18 protein-coding genes are annotated in these 21,356 nt (G+C 67.9%); 13 read left to right on the forward strand and 5 right to left on the reverse strand.

The annotated features are described in order from the left end of the window. Positions 1 to 50: 50 nt before the first annotated feature. Positions 51 to 1,865 carry a heparinase II/III family protein gene (locus AC3IPP_RS17120; protein ID WP_489149812.1) on the reverse strand — a complete coding sequence of 605 codons (1,815 nt, stop codon included), beginning with the start codon at positions 1,863 to 1,865 and terminating at the stop codon, positions 51 to 53. Beyond that, positions 1,862 to 2,545, reverse strand: a complete 684-nt coding sequence (gene rpe / locus AC3IPP_RS17125) for a ribulose-phosphate 3-epimerase (RefSeq protein ID WP_489149813.1) — start codon at positions 2,543 to 2,545, stop codon at positions 1,862 to 1,864. The genes AC3IPP_RS17120 and rpe overlap by 4 nt, the downstream gene beginning before the upstream one ends. Before the next feature lie 209 nt (positions 2,546 to 2,754). Here rpe and AC3IPP_RS17130 point away from each other — a divergent pair, with 209 nt between their 5' ends. The 3 genes from AC3IPP_RS17130 (at position 2,755) to AC3IPP_RS17140 (ending at position 5,865) form a co-directional block, all read left to right on the forward strand. Next, positions 2,755 to 3,174, forward strand: coding sequence for a DUF2141 domain-containing protein (locus AC3IPP_RS17130; RefSeq protein ID WP_489149814.1), 420 nt, complete (start codon positions 2,755 to 2,757; stop codon positions 3,172 to 3,174). Between the two features lie 24 nt (positions 3,175 to 3,198). Beyond that, the gene (locus AC3IPP_RS17135; protein WP_489149815.1) at positions 3,199 to 4,662 is read left to right on the forward strand and encodes a carotenoid oxygenase family protein; all 1,464 of its coding nucleotides are present in this window, start codon (positions 3,199 to 3,201) and stop codon (positions 4,660 to 4,662) included. 222 nt (positions 4,663 to 4,884) lie between these two features. Continuing rightward, positions 4,885 to 5,865, forward strand: coding sequence for a magnesium transporter CorA family protein (locus AC3IPP_RS17140; RefSeq protein ID WP_489149816.1), 981 nt, complete (start codon positions 4,885 to 4,887; stop codon positions 5,863 to 5,865). A gap of 4 nt (positions 5,866 to 5,869) precedes the next feature. Here AC3IPP_RS17140 and AC3IPP_RS17145 read toward each other — a convergent pair whose 3' ends face one another. Both AC3IPP_RS17145 and AC3IPP_RS17150 read right to left on the reverse strand, forming a co-directional pair. Continuing rightward, the gene (locus tag AC3IPP_RS17145) at positions 5,870 to 6,652 is read right to left on the reverse strand and encodes a LytTR family DNA-binding domain-containing protein (protein WP_489149817.1); all 783 of its coding nucleotides are present in this window, start codon (positions 6,650 to 6,652) and stop codon (positions 5,870 to 5,872) included. Beyond that, positions 6,649 to 7,377, reverse strand: coding sequence for a TetR/AcrR family transcriptional regulator (locus tag AC3IPP_RS17150; protein WP_489149818.1), 729 nt, complete (start codon positions 7,375 to 7,377; stop codon positions 6,649 to 6,651). The genes AC3IPP_RS17145 and AC3IPP_RS17150 overlap by 4 nt, the downstream gene beginning before the upstream one ends. Before the next feature lie 177 nt (positions 7,378 to 7,554). Between AC3IPP_RS17150 and AC3IPP_RS17155 the strand changes: the two genes are divergently transcribed. From AC3IPP_RS17155 to AC3IPP_RS17195, 9 genes are all read left to right on the forward strand, one after another. Further along, positions 7,555 to 9,825 (forward strand): TonB-dependent receptor, encoded by a 2,271-nt coding sequence (locus AC3IPP_RS17155; protein WP_489149819.1) that lies wholly within the window; start codon positions 7,555 to 7,557, stop codon positions 9,823 to 9,825. 135 nt (positions 9,826 to 9,960) lie between these two features. Further along, positions 9,961 to 11,349, forward strand: a complete 1,389-nt coding sequence (locus AC3IPP_RS17160; protein WP_489149820.1) for a spinster family MFS transporter — start codon at positions 9,961 to 9,963, stop codon at positions 11,347 to 11,349. Between the two features lie 165 nt (positions 11,350 to 11,514). Next, positions 11,515 to 12,705: an ADP-forming succinate--CoA ligase subunit beta gene (sucC, locus tag AC3IPP_RS17165; protein WP_489149821.1), complete on the forward strand. Its 1,191-nt coding sequence runs from the start codon at positions 11,515 to 11,517 to the stop codon at positions 12,703 to 12,705. 46 nt (positions 12,706 to 12,751) lie between these two features. After that, positions 12,752 to 13,654, forward strand: a complete 903-nt coding sequence (sucD, locus tag AC3IPP_RS17170; protein ID WP_087141820.1) for a succinate--CoA ligase subunit alpha — start codon at positions 12,752 to 12,754, stop codon at positions 13,652 to 13,654. A 79-nt stretch (positions 13,655 to 13,733) separates the two neighbouring features. Beyond that, positions 13,734 to 13,784 (forward strand): hypothetical protein, encoded by a 51-nt coding sequence (locus tag AC3IPP_RS17175; protein WP_489177470.1) that lies wholly within the window; start codon positions 13,734 to 13,736, stop codon positions 13,782 to 13,784. Positions 13,785 to 13,997: 213 nt separating this feature from the next. After that, the gene (locus AC3IPP_RS17180) at positions 13,998 to 17,018 is read left to right on the forward strand and encodes a 2-oxoglutarate dehydrogenase E1 component (RefSeq protein WP_489149822.1); all 3,021 of its coding nucleotides are present in this window, start codon (positions 13,998 to 14,000) and stop codon (positions 17,016 to 17,018) included. A 55-nt stretch (positions 17,019 to 17,073) separates the two neighbouring features. Then, positions 17,074 to 18,564: a 2-oxoglutarate dehydrogenase complex dihydrolipoyllysine-residue succinyltransferase gene (gene odhB, locus AC3IPP_RS17185; RefSeq protein ID WP_489149823.1), complete on the forward strand. Its 1,491-nt coding sequence runs from the start codon at positions 17,074 to 17,076 to the stop codon at positions 18,562 to 18,564. Between the two features lie 91 nt (positions 18,565 to 18,655). Next, positions 18,656 to 19,099, forward strand: a complete 444-nt coding sequence (locus tag AC3IPP_RS17190; protein WP_489149824.1) for a putative signal transducing protein — start codon at positions 18,656 to 18,658, stop codon at positions 19,097 to 19,099. Positions 19,100 to 19,173: 74 nt separating this feature from the next. Continuing rightward, positions 19,174 to 19,692 (forward strand): hypothetical protein, encoded by a 519-nt coding sequence (locus AC3IPP_RS17195; protein WP_489149825.1) that lies wholly within the window; start codon positions 19,174 to 19,176, stop codon positions 19,690 to 19,692. 15 nt (positions 19,693 to 19,707) lie between these two features. On the opposite strand, the gene AC3IPP_RS17200 is transcribed toward AC3IPP_RS17195, so the two are convergent. Beyond that, on the reverse strand, positions 19,708 to 19,974 hold the full coding sequence (locus tag AC3IPP_RS17200) for a DUF6356 family protein (RefSeq protein ID WP_489149826.1): 267 nt from the start codon (positions 19,972 to 19,974) through the stop codon (positions 19,708 to 19,710). A 141-nt stretch (positions 19,975 to 20,115) separates the two neighbouring features. Here AC3IPP_RS17200 and AC3IPP_RS17205 point away from each other — a divergent pair, with 141 nt between their 5' ends. Then, positions 20,116 to 21,321, forward strand: a complete 1,206-nt coding sequence (locus AC3IPP_RS17205) for an acyl-CoA dehydrogenase (RefSeq protein WP_489149827.1) — start codon at positions 20,116 to 20,118, stop codon at positions 21,319 to 21,321. Positions 21,322 to 21,356 lie beyond the last annotated feature (35 nt).

Genomic DNA, 21,356 nt, shown 5'->3' on the forward strand with positions numbered 1-21,356 from the left:
TGTCGAATTGCCGACCCTGTAGATCCATCGCTGACAGATCATGCGAAGCATCAGTGCGGGTCGCCGCTCGCGCCCGCCGGGCTCAGCTTCCAGCGGACCTTGGTCTCGGCGTCGGTGCGGGCCGAGCCGCGGACCACGATCTGCAGGCTGCGGCGGGTCAGGCCCTCGTCGATGTGGACGGCGGGCTCGATGGCCACGTCGGGGCCGTCGCTGCGGAACCACCAGCCGCGCCCGGACGGGCCGCGCAGCAGGATGGAGCGGCGGTCGCGGGCCAGCGACGCCTGGACGCCGGGCTCGAGCTGGAAGCGCAGGGCGTAGGGGGCGGCGATGGCGCGGGTCGCTTCGGGGCGGCCTTCGGGCGGATGCAGCCGCTCTTCGGCGCGCAGTTCGTCCAGGCGCTGGTCGATGTAGAGGCGACGTTGATGCATCAGGCCGTAGCCCGGCATCCAGCCGTCGTGCTCGACTTCCAGCCAGACGGCGTCGTCGCTGTCCTGATGCTGGCGCGTGACGTGCAGGGCGGGGCCGACCAGGCGCGGGCCCAGAAGATCGCTCTTCCAGCCGGACAGGGGTTCGCCTAGCGGCTGTTCGCCCAGCGTCAGGGTCGAGGCGCCCGGCGTCAGGCGCAGGGCCTGGCGATCCAGGGCGCGCGGCGTCCATCCGGCCGAGGTGAACAGGCGGTCGCGGCCGCAGACGACCTCCAGCGCGGCGGGCTGGCCGCAGGCGGCGGCCGACCAGGCGTTGCGGGCCGGAGCCTCGACATCGACCATGACGGTCAGCAGCGGGCTGGAGACGCGCAGGACGCCGCCGACGGCGCCGCTGGCCGGGGCGGCGGGCGTGTCGTCATGGGCGCGGGCGGCGGCGATGCGTTCGGGCGTCGAAGGACCGCCGCCCTGGAACACGGCCAGGCGCCGGTCGGGCAGGGTCTGGACGCGCAGGGCCAGGGTCAGACGCGAGATGGCCTCGGCTACCGGCTCGGGCGTCACCTCCGACAGCTGGGCCAGGGCGTCGTCCAGCGTCAGCAGGTCGAGCAGCAGCTCCAGCCCCATTTCCGGCGCGCGCGTGGCGTGGGCGCCGTCCGGCGCGACCGTGACGGCCAGGGCGCCGGGCAGACGTTTCAGCGCCTTGTTGCGGATGGCGGCGCCGGCCTTGCCGCTCAGGGCGCAGCCCGCGACGGCGGCGGCGGTCAGGCGCTCGGCGCGGCCCATGACGCCGCCGGGCGGGCGCAGCAGCTGGCGCGCCTGATGGGCCAGGATGTCGGTCAGTTGCAGGCGTTCGACCTCGGTCGCCACGCCCGCCAGCCGCCGCCCGGCGCAGGCCAGATGATAGACGCGGCGCGCCAGAATGTCGGGATCCCAGGAGAAGGGCGACCAGCGGCTGAACACCTCGCGCCAGGCCAGGGTCATGGCCAGGGCCTCGCGCGCGCCGCGATCGCCCTGGGCCATCATGGCGGGCAGCCAGTTGAAACTGTGCAGTTCGACCGCGAAGGCGCGGCTGGGGGTGGGACTGTTCCACAACGCCAGCGGGGTGTCGGCGTCAAGGCTGAGACCCGCCAGCGTCAGCTTGCCCGACAGCAGGGGGCGCGGGGCCTCTTCGGGCAGGGGGCGGAAATCGCGCGGGCTGACGGCGAAGCCCTCGGCCGTGGGTCCGCCCAGGGTCAGGCCGTAGCCGGGCAGGCCGTAGAGTTCGATCCACAGCTGGCGCGCGGCCAGTCCCTTGGCGACCGAGGCCCACAGACGGGGGTCGGGCCGGGCGCCCGAGGCGCTGCGCACGGGCGTGCGTATGGGCGCGCCCTTCAGGCCGGGGATGTGCCCCTCGGCCAGGGGGACGTCGCTGTCGCGCGGGGCGAAGGGGCCGAGGGGGCTCACGCGGCGGCGGCCTTCAGGGCCTGGATGTTGGCGGCGTAGGCGTCCGGCCCGCCCTTGAAGACGAAGGAGCCGGCGACCAGGGCGTCGGCCCCGGCGGCGACGCAGGCCCTGGCGTTGGCGGCGACCACCCCGCCGTCGACCTGAAGGTGCGCCTTGGACCCGGCGCGGTCGAGGATGGCGCGGGCGCGCTCGATCTTTCTCAGCGAGGTCTCGATGAATTTCTGACCGCCGAAGCCGGGATTGACCGACATGATCAGCACCAGATCGACCAGTTCGACGGCCTCATCCAGCACGCTCAGCGGCGTGGCCGGGTTGAAGACGAGGCCCGCCTTGGCGCCCAACTGGCGGATCTGGCCGAGCGTGCGGTGGACGTGGGGGCCGCTTTCGGGGTGGACGCTCATGACGTTGGCGCCCGCCGCGCGGAAGGCCTCCAGCCAGTTGTCGACCGGGGCGACCATCAGGTGCACGTCGAACGGCAGGGCGGTGTGCGGACGCAGGGCCTTCACCACGTCCGGGCCGATGGTCAGGTTGGGCACGAAGTGGCCATCCATGACGTCGACGTGGATCCAGTCGGCGCCGGCGGTTTCCAGGGCGCGGATTTCCTCGCCCAGTTTGGAGAAGTCGCTGGCCAGGATGGAGGGGCAGATCAGCGGGGCGGCGGTCGCGGACGTCTGGGTCATGGTTCTGCGACTTAGGGCCCCTCGGCGCGAGGAGCAAGCCGGGCTGCTGCCGCAGGCCGCGACCAAGCCGGTCATTGGCGCTTCGTGAACGGCGAGCGGTGGTCGTTGGCGAAGGCGCGGCGGTCGCAGGCGCAAGGTCGCTGGCGGGGTTCGGCGCGGCGCGGGAGGAAGGCGGCGACTTCTTCACCCCGCCTACAAGGACGCCCGTCATGATCCGCCATATTGTTATCGCCGCCGCTCTGGCTTTCGCCGTTCCGGCCGTCGCCCAAACCGCCGACAACCGTCTGACCTTCACCTTCGAGACAGGCGCGCAGACCGGCGCCGTCATGGTCGCCCTCTATGCCGATGAGGCCGCCTATGAGCGCGGCGCGCCGAGCCGTGTGGCCCAGGTTGATGTGGGGACGGGTGAGCGCGCCGCCGTGTTCGAGAACCTGCCCGCCGGCGCCTACGGCATGAAGGCGTTCCATGATGTCAACGGCAACGGAAAGATGGACGTGAACCCGTTCGGCATGCCGACCGAGCCTTTCGCCTTCTCCAACAACGCCGTCGGCAACATGGGTCCGGCCAAGTGGGAGCGCGCCCGTTTCGACGTCTCGGGCGTCACGGCCCAGACCATCCGCATCCGTTAAGCCCCGTTGTCTGAAGAGATCGCCATGACCCCGACCCGCCGCACCCTGTTCATGGGCGCCGCCGCCTTGGCCGCCGCCCGCGTCCTAGCCCCTGATCGGGCCTATGCTCTACAAGCCTTGGCGGCGACCGCCGACTGGTCTTTGGCCACCGCCGACGTCGAGAGCGACATCGCCCCGCGCGCCTTGCGCCTCGTGCACGGCCGGGCGCCGCAGGGGCTGTCGGGCAGCCTCTATCGCAACGGTCCGGCCAAGTTTCGACGGCCGGGCGGTTCATCCCAGCACTGGTTCGACGGGGACGGCCTGATCCGCCGCTGGCGGGTGCAGGACGGTCAGGCCAGCCTTGCCGCCCGCTTCGCCGACACCCGCAAGCGGCGCCAGGAGACCGAGGCCGGGGCCATGCTGATGCCCGGCTTCGGCACCGTCGGCGACCCGCGCGCCCGCATCGGCTCGGCCGACGACGCCAGCCCGGCCAACACCTCGGTGCACAAGGTCGGCGGCAAGCTGTGGGCCCTTTGGGAGGCGGGCTCGCCCCTGGCCATGGACCCCGAGACGCTGGAGACCGAGGACTTCGTCGCGCTGCGTCCCGATCTGAAGAACATGCCCTTCCTGGCCCACCCGCGTATCGAGCCGGACGGCCGCATCTGGAACCTGGGCGTGAACGGCAGGCAGGCAATGGTCTGGCGCCTGGCGGCGGACGGGACGCTGGAGGACGCCGAGGTGATCGCCCTGCCGCGCGCCAGCTACATCCACGACTTCAGCGCCACAGCCCGCCATCTGGTCATCGTGCTTCAGCCCTGGGTCCATGTCCGCAACGTCGCGCCGATGTCGGCGGGCTTCGACTGGACGCCCGAGGCGGGGACGCAGGTGCTGGTGGTGGACAAGGCCGACTTGTCGCAGCGCCGCCTCTACGACCTGCCGCCCTTCGGCTTCTTCCACGTCGGCGACGCCTGGGACGAGGCGGACGGCACGATCCGCTTCGACCTGTGCGCGCACAAGGACATGGACTTCGCTGCGCGCGGCGCTCAGGAGGTGCTGAACGGGGTGCCGCTGGGCGGCGAACCGGCCGAGCTGGCCATGGTCGTGCTGTCGCCGAACGGCCGCGGGCGGCTGGAGCGGACGGGCGTGGTCGGCGAGTTCCCCCGCAGCGACCCGCGCCGCGCCGGCCTGGCGCGTCGCTTCAGCCTGCACACCACGGGCGAGCGCGCCGATCGGCCCCTGGCCTCGGCGGTGGCCGTTACCGATTGGTCGTCCGGCCGCACCCGGTCCTTCGACTTCGGCCCCGGCCATGTGACGGACGAGATGGTCTACGTCCCCAAGCCCGGCGGAGCGCACGAGGCCGACGCCTGGCTGGTCGGCCCGACCATCAATTTGAAGGCCGGGGTCAGCGAACTGCACGTCCTGGACCTGATGCACGTCGAGGACGGCCCGGTCGCCACCTGGCGCGCCGACGTGGCCCTGCCGGCGGCGTTTCATGGGAACTGGGCGTGAAAGCCACACCGCGCCTTCGCCTCGCTGCGGCCCATCGGCGTGCGGTTGACCCCCGCCGCCGAACGGGCCAAGACCCCTTCGCCGCCCAGATGCCTGTCTTGGGGCGGCGTCTTTTTGGAAACCCTCAGATGAACCCCGAAGACCGAAGTCAGTCTTCAACTTCTTCGACGCTCTGAGGACGCTCCGCTTCCGCGCGAGGGTCCTCGCGAAAGGAAGCGACTTATGCTGAACGCCTATGACTGGCGCGCCGATCGGCTCGTGCGCCTGGACACGGCCGTGGATCACGGCCCCGCCTGCTGGATCGACCTCGTCTCCCCGACCGCCGATGAGGTGGCCGCGTTGGAGACCCTGACCGGCATCGACATCCCCAGCCGGGACGAGATGGACGATGTCGAACCGTCGGCCCGTCTCTACGCCGAAGACAACGGCGTCTTCATGATCGCCGCCGTGGCCACGGATCTGGAGACGCATGATCCGGTCAAGACGCCCGTGACCTTCATCCTCAAGGGCGGGCGGCTGGTGACGGTGCGCTACGGCCAGCCGCGCTCCTTCCAGTTGTTCATCGCCCGCGCCACCCACAAGCCGGGCGAGAAGCTGGCCGGCGGCGAGGCCATCATGATGGGGCTGATCGAGGCCGTCATCGACCGCTACGCCGACGCCCTGGAGATGAAGGGGCTGGAGCTGGACGCCATCTCGCGCCAGATCTTCCGCAAGCGCGACCCCAAGGCGGTGGAGAGTCACAACCTGCAACTGGTGATCCAGGACATCGGCCGGGCGGGCGACTTCCTGGCCCTGATCCGCGAGAGCCTGTCCAGCCTGCAGCGCTTGCTGGCCTATCACGCGGCGCTGTCGGGCGCGCGCGCCGGGGGCAAGGCGGACCGCGAGGCGCGCCAGACCGTGCGCTTGCTGCAACGCGATGCGGCGGCGCTGAGCGAGCTCAGCGTCTCCATGTCGTCCAAGGTGACCTTCCTGATGGATGCGACCCTGGGCCTGATCAATCTGGAGCAGAACCAGATCATCAAGATCTTCTCGGTCGCGGCCGTGGCCCTGCTGCCGCCGACGCTGATCGCCTCCATCTACGGCATGAACTTCGATGTGATGCCGGAATTGCACTGGCGGTACGGCTATCCGGCGGCGGTGGGGGCGATGATCCTGTCGGCCGCCCTGCCGTATCTCGTCTTCCGCAAGAAGCGCTGGCTGTAGGGGCTCACCACCAGCCCGCGTCGCGCAGGGCCTTGGCGTAGCGGCGGCTGACGGGGGCGATCAGCTCGCCGCCGGGGCCGCCGTCCAGCGTCAGGGCGGCGCGGCCGTCGCCGCGTGCGACCGAGGCCACGGCGCCCTTGGCCACCCACCAGCTGCGGTGGGTCTGGGCGCCTTCCAGCCCTTCCAGTTCGCCCAGGGCGTCGGACAGCCGCATCAGGATCAGGTCCGAGCCTCTGTCGGTGTGCAGGCGCAGATAGTGGTCCTCGGCCTGGACCGCGATCAGCCGCGCGCCGCGCAGCTTGGGCGGCAGGCGGTCGAGGAAGCGGGCGGGCGCGGCGCCCGGCGCGGCGGCGTGGGTCTCGACCGGCTGCTTGCGGCCCAGGAAGACGTTCAGGACGCTGAGTACGGCGGTGATCAGCGCCACCGGCGAGAAGAAGTGGCGCAGGTCGTCGGCGTGACGCAACTGGCCTTCGAACATCAGGCCGGTCATGGCCCAGACCATGAGGGTCAAGGGCCCGGTGATGACCAGGGTCAGGGCGGCGACGCCCAGCCAGGGGCGCGCGTCCACGTCGATGAAGCGCTCGACCAGCAGGCTGCACAGGTGCCCCCACAGGCCGCCGACGACGAGCACGGGCACCCAATAGGCCAGACGCTGCGCCAGCGGCGCGCCGTTGGAGCCGAAGGCTCCGCCGAGCGCCAGGAAGACGCCGGCCCCGACGGCCACCGCCAGGCCGCGCAGGAAGTCGCGCGCCTTGGAGCCCGGCGAGAAATCCAGTCGCGGCGTCACGCGCGCGCCGGACCGCAGACGGCGCGGAAGCCGGCGGCGGCGAACCGCACCATGTAGTCGCAGGCGCTGTCCAGATCGCCGGACTGGCACAGGCCGCCGGACAGGCGGTCCAGTCGCCCTGTCTCGCCCAGGGTTAGCGTCAGGGCGCCCGAGAGGTTGTGATAGGCCCAATAGAGGTCGGCTTCGTCCGCCTCGGGCATGATGCGCTTGACCAGCTCCAGCAGGCGGCGGATCGCCGGGTCGAAATAGCGGGCCATGGTCTCGCCGCCGAAGGCGGGGTTGGCGTTGGTCTGGGCCACCAGGGCGGCGTAGTGCTTCCACCCCGGCCCGCCCTTCAGCGACCACTGGAACGGCGGACGCAGGAAAGCTTCGAACAGTCCTTCCAGCGTCATGGCGTCGCCCGCAGCCTCGGCGTAACGATCGACCGCGGCGACGCGCTCGGCGTTCCACACCTCGGCGCGGCGGTTGAAGACGGCGTCGAACAGCTCCTTCTTGGCCCCGAAATAATAGTGGACCAGGGCCGTATCCACGCCCGCCTCGCGCGCCACCTCGCGGATGGTGACGCCGTAGAAGCCGTGCTTGGAGAACAGGTCCTCGGCCGCGTTCAGAATGGCGTCGCGCGTCTCGCCCGCAGCGGCCGCCTTGGACTTCTTGGGCCGCCCGCGCCGTGCAGGCGCGGCGGGCAGCGGTGGAATCTGGGGCGGCGGCAGGTCGCTCTTCGTCATGGCCGGAAGCTAGTCGCGCTTTGGGGGTTAGTGCAACGGCGCCACAGGGCGGGCCTTTCCGTGACGGAAATCAGGCTTGGCCGTTTGACAGGCGGGCGAAAGACCGTCACCAATGCAAAAAATCATTGAACGCTGAATAAAAGCGTCGATCGGGCTGGAAACAAGATTGGGATGCACATGAACAGACTCGTGAAGACCGCCTTGCTGGCGGGCGCCGCATTCGGCGTGATGACCACTGCGGCGCAGGCTCAGGAGGCGGCGCCTGTCGGCGAGCAGGTCTCGTCCGTCGATGACATCATCGTCAGCGCGCGCCGTCGCGACGAAGCGCTGAAGGACGTGCCGGTGGCGGTCTCCGCCTTCTCGGCTGAGCAGTTGGAACAGAAGGGCTCGGCCGACATCACCGAGCTGACCCGTTCGGCGCCCAGCCTGACGCTGCAGGCGGCCCGCGGCTCCAACTCCACCCTGATCTCCTTCATCCGCGGCGTGGGCCAGCAGGATCCGCTCTGGGGCTTCGAGCCGGGCGTCGGCCTCTATATGGACGACGTCTACATCGCCCGTCCGCAGGCGGCCGTTCTGGACATCTTCGACATCCAGCGCATCGAGATTTTGCGCGGCCCGCAAGGCACGCTTTACGGCCGCAACACGATCGGCGGCGCGATCAAATACGTCACCAAGCGCATCGACGCCGATGAGCCGGAAGGCCAGATCCGCGCCTCCTACGGCAGCTTCAACCAGCGCGACCTGGTCGCTTCGGCCGAACTGCCCTTCAACGACAAGTTCGCGGTCTCGGCGGCGGTCGCCCGCTATCTGCGCGACGGCTACGGCACGAACCTGAACACGGGCAACGAACACTATAACAAGGACGTGACGGCGGCGCGCTTCAGCGCCGAGTGGACGCCGACGGACAACCTGTTCTTCCGCCTGGCCGGCGATATCGTGAAGGACGACTCCAACGCCCGTCACGGTCACCGCGAACTGGCTCCGAGCCCGGCCGACGTCTACGACACCAACGCAGGCGCAGGCGATGCGAACCGGGTCGAGTCCAAGGGCCTGTCGCTGACCGGCGAGTGGACCGTCAATGAGTGGCTGACGCTGAAGTCGGTGACCGCCCAACGGGACGGACTGACGCGTGGCAACATTGACTTCGACAACCTGCCGCAGCCGATCCTCGACATTCCGGCCCGCTACGACGACGACCAGTTCAGCCAGGAATTCCAAGCCGTCTTCAGCGGCGGCCGCTGGTCGGGCGTGGCCGGCGTCTACTACCTGGACGCCACGGCGTCGGGCGCCTTCGACACCGTTCTGGGCCTCTATGACGCCAATGTGGTTCTCGGTCTTCCGGCGGGCACCTTCCCCGTCGGCCTGACGACGTTGACCTCCGGTTCGGTGGACACCAAGAGCTACGCCGTCTTTGGCGACTTCTCCTATGATGTGACCGACGCCCTGTCGGTGTCGGTCGGCGCTCGCTGGACCCACGATGAAAAGACCGGGACCGTCTTCCGACAGCAGTATGCAGGTATCCGCAGCCCCGATTTCGGCAATGGCGGAGCCGTGCCCTTTGGCGCGCCACGCACCAATTACTCGGCGACCCGCGAGTTTGAGAAATTCACCCCGCGCGTCAGCGTCTCCTACAAGCTGAACCCGGACCTGACGACCTATGTCTCATGGGGCCAGGGCTTCAAATCCGGCGGTTTCGACATGCGCGGCGACGCGGTCGCCTATCCGGACACGATCAAGGGCTATGAGCCTGAAACGGTCGAGACCTGGGAGATCGGCCTGAAGGGTTCGCTGTTCGACAACCGACTCAACTTCGCGACGGCCATCTACGACTCCTCATATGAGGATCAGCAGATCACCACCCAGTATCCGTCTGGCTCCACCGTCGCCTCGGTCGTCGATAACGTCGGCTCATCCAGCATCCGTGGTTGGGAGTTCGAAGGCCGCCTGCGCGTGACGGACAGCCTGACCCTGAACGGCATGCTCAGCTATACGGACGCCGAGTTCGATCAGTTCGCCGCCTATATCCCTACTGGCCCGTTGAACACGACTTGTCCGACCCTGCCGGGCTGCTTCGTCGACGTCTCGGATCAGCGCGATTTCCAGAACACGCCGGAATGGACCGGCTCGATCGGCGCCACCTACACCCACTGGATGGCGAACGGCTCCAGCCTGGCCTTCATCCCGTCGGCCTCCTATCGCGGCGACTACCAGCTGTTCGAGACGGCCAGCCCGGTCCTCGACCAGGAAGCCTTCTGGATGTTCGACGCCAGTCTGGTGTGGACGTCTTCGAACGACCGCCTGACGGTCGGCGTCCACGGCAAGAACCTGTCGGACGAGCAGTATCGCGTGGGCGGCTATGTCTTCCCGGGCGCTCTCTTCGGCGACTCCCTGATCGGCTACTACGGCGCGCCGCGCACCGTCACGGCCACGGTCGGGCTGAAGTTCTGATCCGGGTCATTTCTCCTGAACGCCTGATCATCTGATCGCGGGCGGCGGTTCATGGGAGCCGCCGCCCTTCTTTTTTGTGGCGCGGAGCGGCGAGGCCGCTACCGTCGTCTTAAGGAACATAGTCGGGGAACGTCCATGAGCCAGATCGAGGCCGCAAAGGCCGACGCGGGGACGCTCGACGCGCGCGCCGCGTCGCCGAGCTATCGCTACTATGTGCTGGGGGTTCTGATCCTCATCTACATGCTGAACTTCCTGGATCGGCAGATCATCGGCATCCTGGCCGCGCCGCTGAAGGCCGAGTTCAACCTCAGCGACACCCAGTTCGGCCTGTTGGGGGGGCTGGCCTTCGCCCTGCTCTATTCGACCCTGGCCATTCCGATCGCCTGGCTGGCCGATCGGTTCAGCCGGGTCTGGATCATGACCGGCGCCCTGACCATCTGGTCCGGCTTCACCGCCCTGTGCGGTCTGGCGGGCGGGTTCGGTTCGCTGTTCCTGTGCCGCATGGGCGTGGGCATCGGCGAGGCGGGCGGCGTGGCGCCGGCCTATTCCCTGATCGCCGACTATTTTCCCAAGTCGCAGCGGGCGCGGGCGCTCGCGGCTTACGCCTTCGGCATTCCGCTGGGCATGGCGGCGGGCACCCTGGTCGGCGGCCTGCTGGCGGCGACCTATGGCTGGCGCACGGCCTTCATCGTGGTCGGCGTTCTGGGCGTGCTGGTCGCGCCGGTGTTGCGCCTGACGGTCAAGGATCCCAAGCGCGGCGGACTGGACGTCGAGCCGGCGGCGCTCGCGGCGCCGGTCGCGGCCGCTCCCGTCGCCAAGGAGCTCAAGGCGCCGCCCTTCAAGGAAGTGGTGCGCACCTTGGCGCCCAAGCCCAGCTTCTGGCTGCTGGCGTTCGGGGCGGCGTCGTCTTCGGTCTGCGGCTATGGCGTGGCCGCCTGGCTGCCTAGCTTCTTCATGCGCAGCTTCGGCCTGACCCTGTCGCAGACGGCCTGGTACTATTCGGCCATCGTCCTGGTCGGCGGGGTGGCGGGCATCTGGCTGGGCGGCTCCATGGCCGACCGGCTGGGCAAGAAATCCAAGGCGGCCTATCCGCTGACGCCGGCGATCGCCTTCCTGATCTCGGTGCCCTGCTTCATCCTGGCGATGAACTCGGGCGCGGTGGTGGGCGCGGTCATGCCGGGGTCCGATCCCAACGGCGCGGCGGCCCTGACCATGGCCTTCCTGATCTTCCTGATCCCGACGGGTCTGAACCTGACCTGGCTGGGTCCGGTCACGGCGGCGGTGCAGCACCTGGCTACGCCGGCCATGCGGACCACGGCCTCGGCCCTGTTCCTGCTGATCAACAACCTGCTGGGGATCGCCGTCGGCATCTACTACTTCGGCTGGATGAGCGACCTGCTGCGCCCGGCCTTCGGCGAGGAGAGCCTGCGTTGGGCCATCTATACGGGGATGGGCTTCTATCTTCTGTCCTCGGCCCTGCTGTTCGGCGCCTCGCGCACGCTCAAGAAGGACTGGGTCGACTAATCGCCCCGAAGATGGACCGGGCGGCGGCCTGAAGCAGGCTCGCCGCCCGGCATAAGAAAATCCTCATGAGGCCATAAGACGACAGGCGGTTGCGCAGGCGAAGGCGCGACGCCTATAAGCGCGGCCAAAGTTTCCACAAACCTCCCTAACGGCGCGGATCCAGACATGAACATTCACGAGTATCAGGCCAAGCAGGTCCTCAAGGGCTTTGGCGCCCCGGTCGCGGCGGGCGTCGCCATCACCTCGGCCGACCAGGCCGAAGCCGCCGCCAAGCAACTGCCTGGCCCGCTCTACGTCGTGAAGTCGCAGATCCACGCCGGCGGCCGCGGCAAGGGCAAGTTCAAGGAACTGGGCGCCGACGCCAAGGGCGGCGTGCGTCTGGCCTTCTCGATCGAGGAAGCCGTCGCCCACGCCAAGGAAATGCTGGGCAACACCCTGGTCACCGCCCAGACGGGCGAAGCCGGAAAGCAGGTCAACCGCCTGTACATCGAAGACGGCGCCGACATCGCCCGTGAGCTGTATTGCTCGCTGCTGGTCGACCGCTCGGTCGGTCAAACGGCCTTCGTCGTCTCGACCGAAGGCGGCATGGATATCGAGGAAGTGGCCCACGCCACCCCGGAAAAGATCCACACCATCGCCATCAACCCGGAAGCCGGCGTCACCGCCGAGAACATCGCCGCCATCAACGGGGCGCTGGAGCTGACGGGCGACGCCGCTGAAGACGGCAAGTCGCTGTTCCCGATCCTGTACAAGGCCTTCGTCGAGAAGGACATGGACATGCTCGAGATCAACCCGCTGATCGTCATGGAGAACGGCCGCCTGCGCGTTCTGGACGCCAAGGTCTCGTTCGACGGCAACGCCCTGTACCGCCACGAAGACATCCGCGCCTTGCGCGATGAGACCGAAGAAGACGCCAAGGAGATCGAGGCCTCGAAGTGGGACCTCGCTTATGTGGCTCTGGACGGCAACATCGGCTGCATGGTGAACGGCGCCGGCCTGGCCATGGCGACGATGGACATCATCAAGCTGTACGGCAAAGAGCCCGCCAACTTCTGCGACGTCGGCGGCGGCGCCGGCAAGGACAAGGTCGCGGCGGCCTTCAAGATCATCACCGCTGACCCGAAGGTCGAGGGCATCCTCGTCAACATCTTCGGCGGCATCATGAAGTGCGACGTCATCGCCGAGGGCGTCGTGGCCGCGGTGAAGGAAGTGGGTCTGAAGGTGCCGCTGGTCGTGCGTCTGGAAGGCACGAACGCCGAACTGGGCAAGAAGATCCTGAACGAGTCGGGCCTGACCATCCAGGCCGCCGACGACCTGGACGACGCCGCCCAGAAGATCGTCGCGGCGGTCGCGTAAGCGCCGCTACCGCCCAGCAGACACACAGAATTCAGAGCACAGACACATGTCCATTCTCGTCAATAAGAACACCAAGATCCTGGTCCAGGGCCTGACCGGCAAGACCGGCGGCTTCCACACCGAACAGGCCCTGGCCTATCACGGCACCCAGATGGTCGGTGGCGTGCACCCGACCAAGGGCGGCCAGACCTGGACCGGCTCGCACGGCGAAAGCCTGCCGATCTTCGCCTCGGTCGCCGAAGGCAAGGAGCGCACCGGCGCCGACGCCACGGTGATCTACGTCCCGCCGGCAGGCGCGGCCGACGCCATCATCGAGGCCATCGAGGCCGAGATCCCCTTCATCACCTGCATCACCGAAGGCATTCCGGTGCAGGACATGGTGCGCGTCAAGGCTCGCCTGGACCGTTCCAACTCGCGCCTGCTGGGCCCGAACTGCCCCGGCGTCCTGACCCCGGACGAGTGCAAGATCGGCATCATGCCGGGCAACATCTTCAAGAAGGGCAACGTCGGCATCGTCTCGCGTTCGGGCACCTTGACCTATGAAGCCGTGTTCCAGACCACGAACGAAGGCCTGGGCCAGACCACGGCCGTCGGCATCGGCGGCGACCCGGTCAAGGGCACCGAGTTCATCGACGTGCTGGAAATGTTCCTGGCCGACGACGCCACGGAATCCATCATCATGATCGGTGAAATTGGCGGCGCGGCCGAAGAAGACGCCGCCCAGTTCCTGATCGACGAAGCCAAGAAGGGCCGCAAGAAGCCGATGGCCGGCTTCATCGCGGGCCGCACGGCGCCGAAGGGCCGCACCATGGGCCACGCCGGCGCTGTCGTCTCGGGCGGCAAGGGCGATGCGGAATCCAAGATCGCCGCCATGGAGGCCGCGGGCATCCGCGTCTCGCCGTCGCCGGCGCGTCTGGGCACGACTCTGGTGGAAGTGCTGAAGGGTTAAACCCTTCAGCAGCGCCTCTTTGGAGGCGCGGCGCTAACGCTCGCGACGCGGTCGCTCGCTGCTTGAGCGCCGTGATTTCTTGAGGGAGGTCACGGCGTCAGGCGGGGCGGCGGATTGGACCAAAGTCTAATCTATCCGCGTTCCGGGGGTGTTTTTCGCGCCGTGTGACCTTTTGTAACGCCTCCGGAATCGTCCGGGGGCGTTTTTTCTTGCCGATTCGACCAAATTCCACCTGGTCCGCCTCCCTTCGGTCATGACCAGTAAGGAAACAGGGCCTATATGAACGGCGCTGCTCTCCGCGCGGCTGTGCGCGGGCGGTTGTAAAGGGACGATTGAGAGAAAAATGGCGGACGATGCGGGTCGGCTGAACCAGGTCTTTGCCGAGACCTCCTTCCTCTATGGCGCGAACGCCGCCTTCATTGAGGACCTGCACGAAAAATGGGCTTCGGACCCCGGCTCGGTGTCGGGGGAGTGGCGCGCCTTCTTCGATCAACTGAAGGACAACGCCGACCTGGTGAAGCAGTCGGCCGCCGCCGGCTCCTGGGGCCGTTCGGGCGCTGCCGAGCCGACCGAGGAAACCGCCGTGTTCGACGGCCGCTGGCCGGCTCCCAAGGTTGACCCCAAGACCGCCGGCAAGCCCGGCCCGCGCCCGGCCGCTCCGGTCGCTGACGCCTCGGGCGCCGTTTCGGCCGCCGACGTGCGCGCCGCCGCCCACGATTCCATCCGCGCCCTAATGCTGATCCGCGCCTATCGTGTGCGCGGCCACCTGCAGGCCAACCTCGATCCGCTGGGCATCGAGCCGCCGATCCAGAACCCGGAGCTGACGCCCGAGTTCTACGGCTTCACCGCCGCCGACATGGATCGCCCGATCTTCCTGGACGGCGTCCTGGGCCTGGAGACCGGCTCGGTCCGCCAGGTGCTGGAAATCCTCAAGCGCACCTACTGCGGCAACATCGGCGTGCAGTTCATGCACATCGCCGAGCCGGACGAGAAGGCCTGGCTGCAGCAGCGCTTCGAAGGTCCGGACAAGTTTGAACAGAACGCCTTCACCAAGGAAGGCAAGCTGGCCATCTTCAGGAAGCTGGTCGAGGCCGAAGGCTTCGAGCGCTTCCTGCACAAGCGTTTCCCCGGCACCAAGCGCTTCGGTCTGGACGGCGGCGAGGCCATGGTCCCCGCCCTGGAGCAGGTGATCAAGCGCGGCGGCGCCCTGGGCGTCGACGAGATCGTCTTCGGCATGGCGCACCGCGGCCGCCTGAACACCTTGGCCGCCGTCATGGGCAAGCCCTACAAGACCATCTTCCACGAGTTCCAGGGCGGTTCGTCCGTGCCGTCGGACATCGAAGGTTCGGGCGACGTCAAATACCACATGGGCGCTTCGTCGGACCGTGAGTTCGACGGCAACAAGGTCCACCTGTCGCTGACCGCCAACCCTTCGCACCTGGAGATCGTCAACCCGGTCGTCCTGGGCAAGGCGCGCGCCAAGCAGGCCTTCGACATCCGCGAGGCCGAGGTCAACGTCGGCAAGCCGGACAACGAATGGGTGCTGGATCGCTCCAAGGTCGTGCCGCTGCTGATCCACGGCGACGCCGCCTTCGCCGGTCAGGGCGTGGTGGCTGAGTGCTTCGCCCTGATGGGGCTGAAGGGCTACCGCACCGGCGGCACCCTGCACTTCGTCATCAACAACCAGATCGGCTTCACCACGGCGCCGCGCAACTCGCGCTCGTCGCCCTACCCGTCTGACGTCGCGCTGATGGTTCAGGCGCCGATTTTCCACGTCAACGGCGACGATCCGGAAGCGGTCGTCTTCGCTTCGAAGGTCGCCACCGAGTACCGTCAGAAGTTCCACAAGGACGTGGTGGTGGACATGTTCTGCTACCGCCGCTTCGGCCACAACGAAGGCGACGATCCCACCTTCACCCAGCCGTTGATGTACGCGAAGATCAAGAACCAGCCGACCACGCTGGAGATCTACGTCAAGCGCCTGGTCGGCGAAGGCGTTCTCAGCCAGGCCGAGGCCGACGCCGAGATCACCCGTTTCGAAGCCTTCCTCGACGCCGAGTTCGAGGCCGGCAAGACCTTCAAGGCCGACAAGGCCGACTGGCTGGACGGCCAGTGGCAAGGTCTGGGCGTTGATGCGGGCGATGATCAGCAGCAGCGCGGCAAGACCGGGGTTCCGGCCGAGAAGCTGCTCGACTACGGCCACCGCCTAACGACGATCCCGAACAGCGTCGACATGCACAAGACGCTGAAGCGCGTCATCGACGGCCGTCGCGATGCGGTGTCGAGCGGCGTGAACATCGACTGGGCCACGGCCGAGAGCCTGGCTTTCGCCAGCCTGCTGGACGAAGGCTACAACATCCGCCTGTCGGGCCAGGACTCGGTGCGCGGCACCTTCTCGCAGCGTCACTCTGGCGTGACCGACCAGACGACCGAGCAGCGCTACTTCCCGCTGAACAACCTGCGCGACGGCCAGGCCCATTTCGAGGTCATCGACTCGGCCTTGTCGGAAGAGGCGGTGCTGGGCTTCGAGTACGGCTATTCCCTGGCCGACCCGAACACCCTGACCATGTGGGAAGGCCAGTTCGGCGACTTCGTGAACGGCGCCCAGGTGGTGATCGACCAGTTCATCTCGTCGGGCGAGCGCAAGTGGCTGCGGATGAGTGGCCTGACCATGCTGCTGCCGCACGGCTATGAAGGCCAGGGTCCGGAGCACTCCTCGGCTCGCCTGGAGCGCTTCCTGCAGCAGTGCGCCGAGAACAACATGCAGGTCGCCAACTGCACGACGCCGGCCAACTACTTCCACATCCTGCGCCGCCAGCTGCACCGCTCGTTCCGCAAGCCGCTGATCCTGATGACGCCCAAGTCGCTGCTGCGTCACAAGAAGGCGGTCTCGACCCTGGCCGACATGGCCGAGGGTTCGTCCTTCCACCGCGTGCTGCGCGACGACGCCGAGCTGCGTCCGGACGTGGCGGGCGTCACGCTCAAGGCCGACAAGGACATCCGCAAGGTCGTCGTCTGCTCGGGCAAGGTTTATTACGACCTGCTGGACGCGCGCGAGAAGGCGGGCGTCAACGACATCTACATCCTGCGTCTGGAACAGTTCTATCCGTGGCCGATCAAGTCGATCTCGGCGGAACTGGCCCGCTTCCCCAACGCCGATCTGGTCTGGTGTCAGGAAGAACCCAAGAACATGGGCGGCTGGACCTTCGTCGATCCGTGGATCGAGCTGACGCTCGAGAAGCTGAACGTGAAGGCCAAGCGCGCGCGCTACGTCGGTCGCCCAGCTTCGGCCTCGACCGCCGCGGGCCTGATGAGCCGACACCTGAAGGAACTCGAGACCTTCCTCGCCGAGGCCATGGCCTGACCGCCGCGCCTGACCTAAAAGACAAGCAAAGTTCAGACACGAAAAGACACTGAAGATGGCCGATATCCTGACCCCCGCCCTCGGTGAATCCGTCGCCGAAGCCTCCATCGCCAAGTGGACCAAGAAGGTCGGCGACGCCGTGAAGAAGGACGAAGTCCTGGTCGAGCTGGAAACCGACAAGGTCTCGCTTGAAGTCGTCGCCCCCGCCGACGGCGTGCTGTCGGCGATCAACGCCAATGACGGCGACACCGTCGTTCCCGGCACGGTGCTGGGCTCGGTGACCGAAGGCGGCGCGGCCGCCGCTTCGGCCCCGGCTCCGGCGGCTGCGGCGCCCGCCGCTGCCCCGGCCGCTTCGGGCGGCGCTGCGGTCGACATCGCCGTGCCGACCATGGGCGAGAGCGTCGCCGAAGGCTCGATCGGAACCTGGCTGAAGAAGTCGGGCGACACCGTCGCCAAGGACGAGCTGCTGGTCGAGATCGAGACCGACAAGGTGGCCGTGGAAGTCTCGGCCCCGGCCGCCGGCGTCCTGACCATCATCGCCGCTGACGGCGACACCGTGACGCCCGGCCAGGTGATCGGTTCGGTCGCCGCCTCTGCGGCTGCTCCGGCTGCTGCTCCGGCTCCGGCCGCTGCTCCGGCCAACGCCGGTTCGGCCCAGGTTCCGGCTTCGACCCACCTGTCGCCCGCCGTCCAGCGCGTGGTGGCCGAGAACAACCTGAACCCGGCCTCGCTGTCGGCTTCGGGTCCGAAGGGCAACATCACCAAGGCCGACGCCATCGCCGCCATCGGCGCCGCCGCGCCGGCTGCGCCCGTCGCTGCTGCTCCGGCGGCCCCGCGCGCCGATCAGCCGCGCGAAGAGCGGGTGAAGATGACGCGCCTGCGTCAGACCATCGCACGCCGCCTGAAGGAATCCCAGAACACGGCCGCCCAGCTGACCACCTTCAACGAGGTGGACATGACCAACGTCATGGCCCTGCGCGCCCAGTACAAGGAAGTCTTCGAGAAGCGTCACGGCGTGAAGCTGGGCTTCATGTCCTTCTTCACCAAGGCGGTGGTTCAGGCCCTACACGAAATCCCGGCGGTCAACGCCGAGATCGACGGCACGGACATCATCTACAAGAACCACTACGACATCGGCATCGCCGTCGGCACCGACAAGGGCCTGGTGGTTCCGGTGCTGCGCGACGCCGACGTCCTGTCGCTGGCCGGCATCGAGAAGGGCATCGGCGCCCTGGGCAAGGCCGCCCGTGACGGCGCCCTGACCATGGACCAGATGCAGGGCGGCACCTTCACCATCACCAACGGCGGCACCTATGGCTCGCTGATGTCGACGCCGATCCTGAACGCGCCGCAGTCGGGCATCCTGGGCATGCACAACATCGTGCAGCGCCCGATGGCCATCAACGGCGAGGTCAAGATCCGTCCGATGATGTACCTGGCCCTCAGCTACGACCACCGTATCGTCGACGGCAAGGAAGCCGTGACCTTCCTGGTCCGCATCAAGGAACTGCTGGAAGATCCGGCGCGCGCTCTGCTGGACCTGTAAGGTCTGCATCACGCGAACGACTGACGACGGCGGGATCTTTGGGTCCCGCCGTTTTCAATTGCGCGCCCCGCAGGCGTGCTAGGCTGACGGCATGAGCCTGGTCGAGATCGCCCGCTACCACGACGTCTATGAGGCCGATCTGGCCGCCGCCTTCTTGTCGTCGCACGATATCGAGGTGTCGGTGACGGAGCGGTTTCAGACCACGGTCGATCCCTTGATGCAGCGCGCCCTGGGCATCCGGTTGATGGGGCGGGCGGATCAGGCGGCGCGGGCGCGTGACCTGCTGGCGCGTGCGGGGACCGGCGAGTTCGCGACGGATGAGGGCGATGATCTGGACGGACCCGATACGACGGTTCGCACGGCGTCGCGCGGATTGGCCCTGTTCGCCTTTGCGACCGGAGCAGGCTTTGTCGGCACGGCCATGCCGCGTCGTTTCAGCGCGCTGCAATGGGCGGGTTTGGCGCTGATCGCGGCGATCCTGCTGCTGTCCGGGGGCGCCTATCTGTGGGCCTCGGTGAACGGCGCCCTGGGTTGAGGCGTTGGCGAGCGGTTGACGGGCGCGTTGAAAATAACGGAGCTTCGCGCGTTTCCTTGTGATGGAGAGTTTGCTTGCGTCTCAATCTGATCCCCGCGTCCGGCGCCCTGACCCTGGCGGCGGCTCTCATGGCCTGCGGACCCGCTCCGGCCGAGGCGCCAGCCGCCGCGCCTAAGGCTGAAGACGCCGCCACGCCTGCGCCCGCAACGGCCCCGGCGGCCGCCGAGAGAAGCGCCGACTTCCGCCGCACCGATCCGGCCCAGGCCGACCTCAAGCTGATCGAGGAAGGCGGTGAATGGCGCGTGCTGATCCGCGCCGGGGGCGTTCCGAACGGCGGGGCCACGGCGGCCGACTGCGAGCTTCAGGCGCGCGGCGCCCAGGACCGCGACGACGTCATCCACGCCAAGCTCATCCCCTTCGAGGGCGAGGTGAACGAACTGACGGCGGCCGACATCGGCGCCGACGCGCCGGTCGTGACGGTGCGCGTGGGACCGGAAGGGGCCTTCGTCGAGGACAGCACGGCCGCCGGTCGTTTCTGCGGCATGGGTTCCGACATCTCGGGCTTCTACAGCCGCGCCCAGACGCCGGACTGAAGGCGCGTCGGGGACCTAGAGGCCGACGTCCCAGACGCCCGCGTCGCGCATGCGGCATTCGCGGGCCTCTGCGGCGCGGCCGCCCATGTCGTGGGCCATGCCGCGAATGGCGTCGGAGACCGTGGTCTTGTGCAGGCCGGGCGTCACCGCATGGATGAAGGCGCAGCCCGCTAGGCGCAGCAGTTTGAAGCCGAAGCGCGACGAGGCGGCCATATGCTCGAGGTAGGTCTCGTCGAGCTCACGCGGGTGGTCGCGGAACAGGCGGTTGAAAGCGTTCGACATGAAGACAGCCTAGCGTGGTCGCACCGGTCCCTCTACCCGGCGGTCGCATTCTGGCCTAAACCCGCCGAAGCAACAGGGGGCGCTTCGTCACGCCGCTTCAACCCCGCGTGAGGCCCCTGCCAAGATCTAAAAGGACGACCGATGGCCGACGGCAACACCACTTCCGCCCAGAAATCTTCGGGCCAGACCTTCCGCTGGGACGACCCCTTCGACCTGACGGGCCGTCTGACTGATGAGGAGCGGATGGTGCAGGACGCGGCGCGGTCTTATGCGCGCGAGGCCCTGCTGCCGCGCGTCGTCGCCGCCTTCCGCGACGAGGTGTTCGATCGCGCCATCATGACCGAGATGGGCGAGATGGGCTTCCTGGGCGCCATGCTGCCGGAACAGTACGGCGGCTCTGAAGCGTCGCATGTCGCCTATGGCCTGATCGCGCGCGAGGTCGAGGCGATCGACAGCGGCTATCGCTCGGCCATGTCGGTGCAGTCGTCGCTGGCCATGTATCCGATCTACGCCTTCGGTTCCGAAGAGCAGAAGATGAAGTTCCTGCCGAAGATGGCGGCGGGCGAGCTGGTCGGCTGCTTCGGCTTGACCGAGGCGGACGGCGGGTCGGACCCGGCCTCGATGAAGACCACGGCGGTCGCAGTCGAGGGCGGCTATCGCCTGAACGGCGGCAAATACTGGATCACCAACTCGCCGATCGCCGACCTGGCCATCGTCTGGGCCAAGCTGGATGGCGTGATCCGAGGCTTCATCGTCGAGCGCGACTTCGACGGCTTCACCACGGGCAAGATCGGCGACAAGCTGTCGCTCCGCGCCTCGGTGACGGGCGACATCGGCCTGAACGACGTCTTCGTGCCGGAAGCCAATATCCTGCCGGGCGTTCAGGGTCTGCGCGGACCGTTCTCGTGCCTGAACAAGGCGCGCTTTGGCATCGCCTGGGGCGCGATGGGCGCGGCCGAGTTCTGCTTCCACGCCAGCCGCGACTATGTGGCCGAGCGCACCCTGTTCGGCCGCCCGCTATCTGCGCGCCAGTTGGTGCAGAAAAAGCTGGCCGACATGCAGACCGAGATCTTCCTCGGCTTCGAGGGCGCTTACGCCCTGGGCCGTCTGCTGGACACCGGCGCGTGGGTTCCTGAGGCCATCAGCCTAATGAAGCGCAACAACTGCGGCAAGGCCCTGGCCGTCGCGCGCGAGGCCCGCGACATGCACGGCGGCGCCGGCATCACCGGCGAACTGCACGTCATGCGCCACGCCATGAACCTGGAGACGGTCAACACCTATGAGGGCGCGCACGACGTTCACGCCCTGATCCTGGGCCGCGCCATCACCGGCGAAGCCGCCTTCTGAGACAAGCGTTGCAGAAAACGCGCGACGCGACGATC

This window comes from Brevundimonas sp. KH_060 (assembly GCF_057838275.1).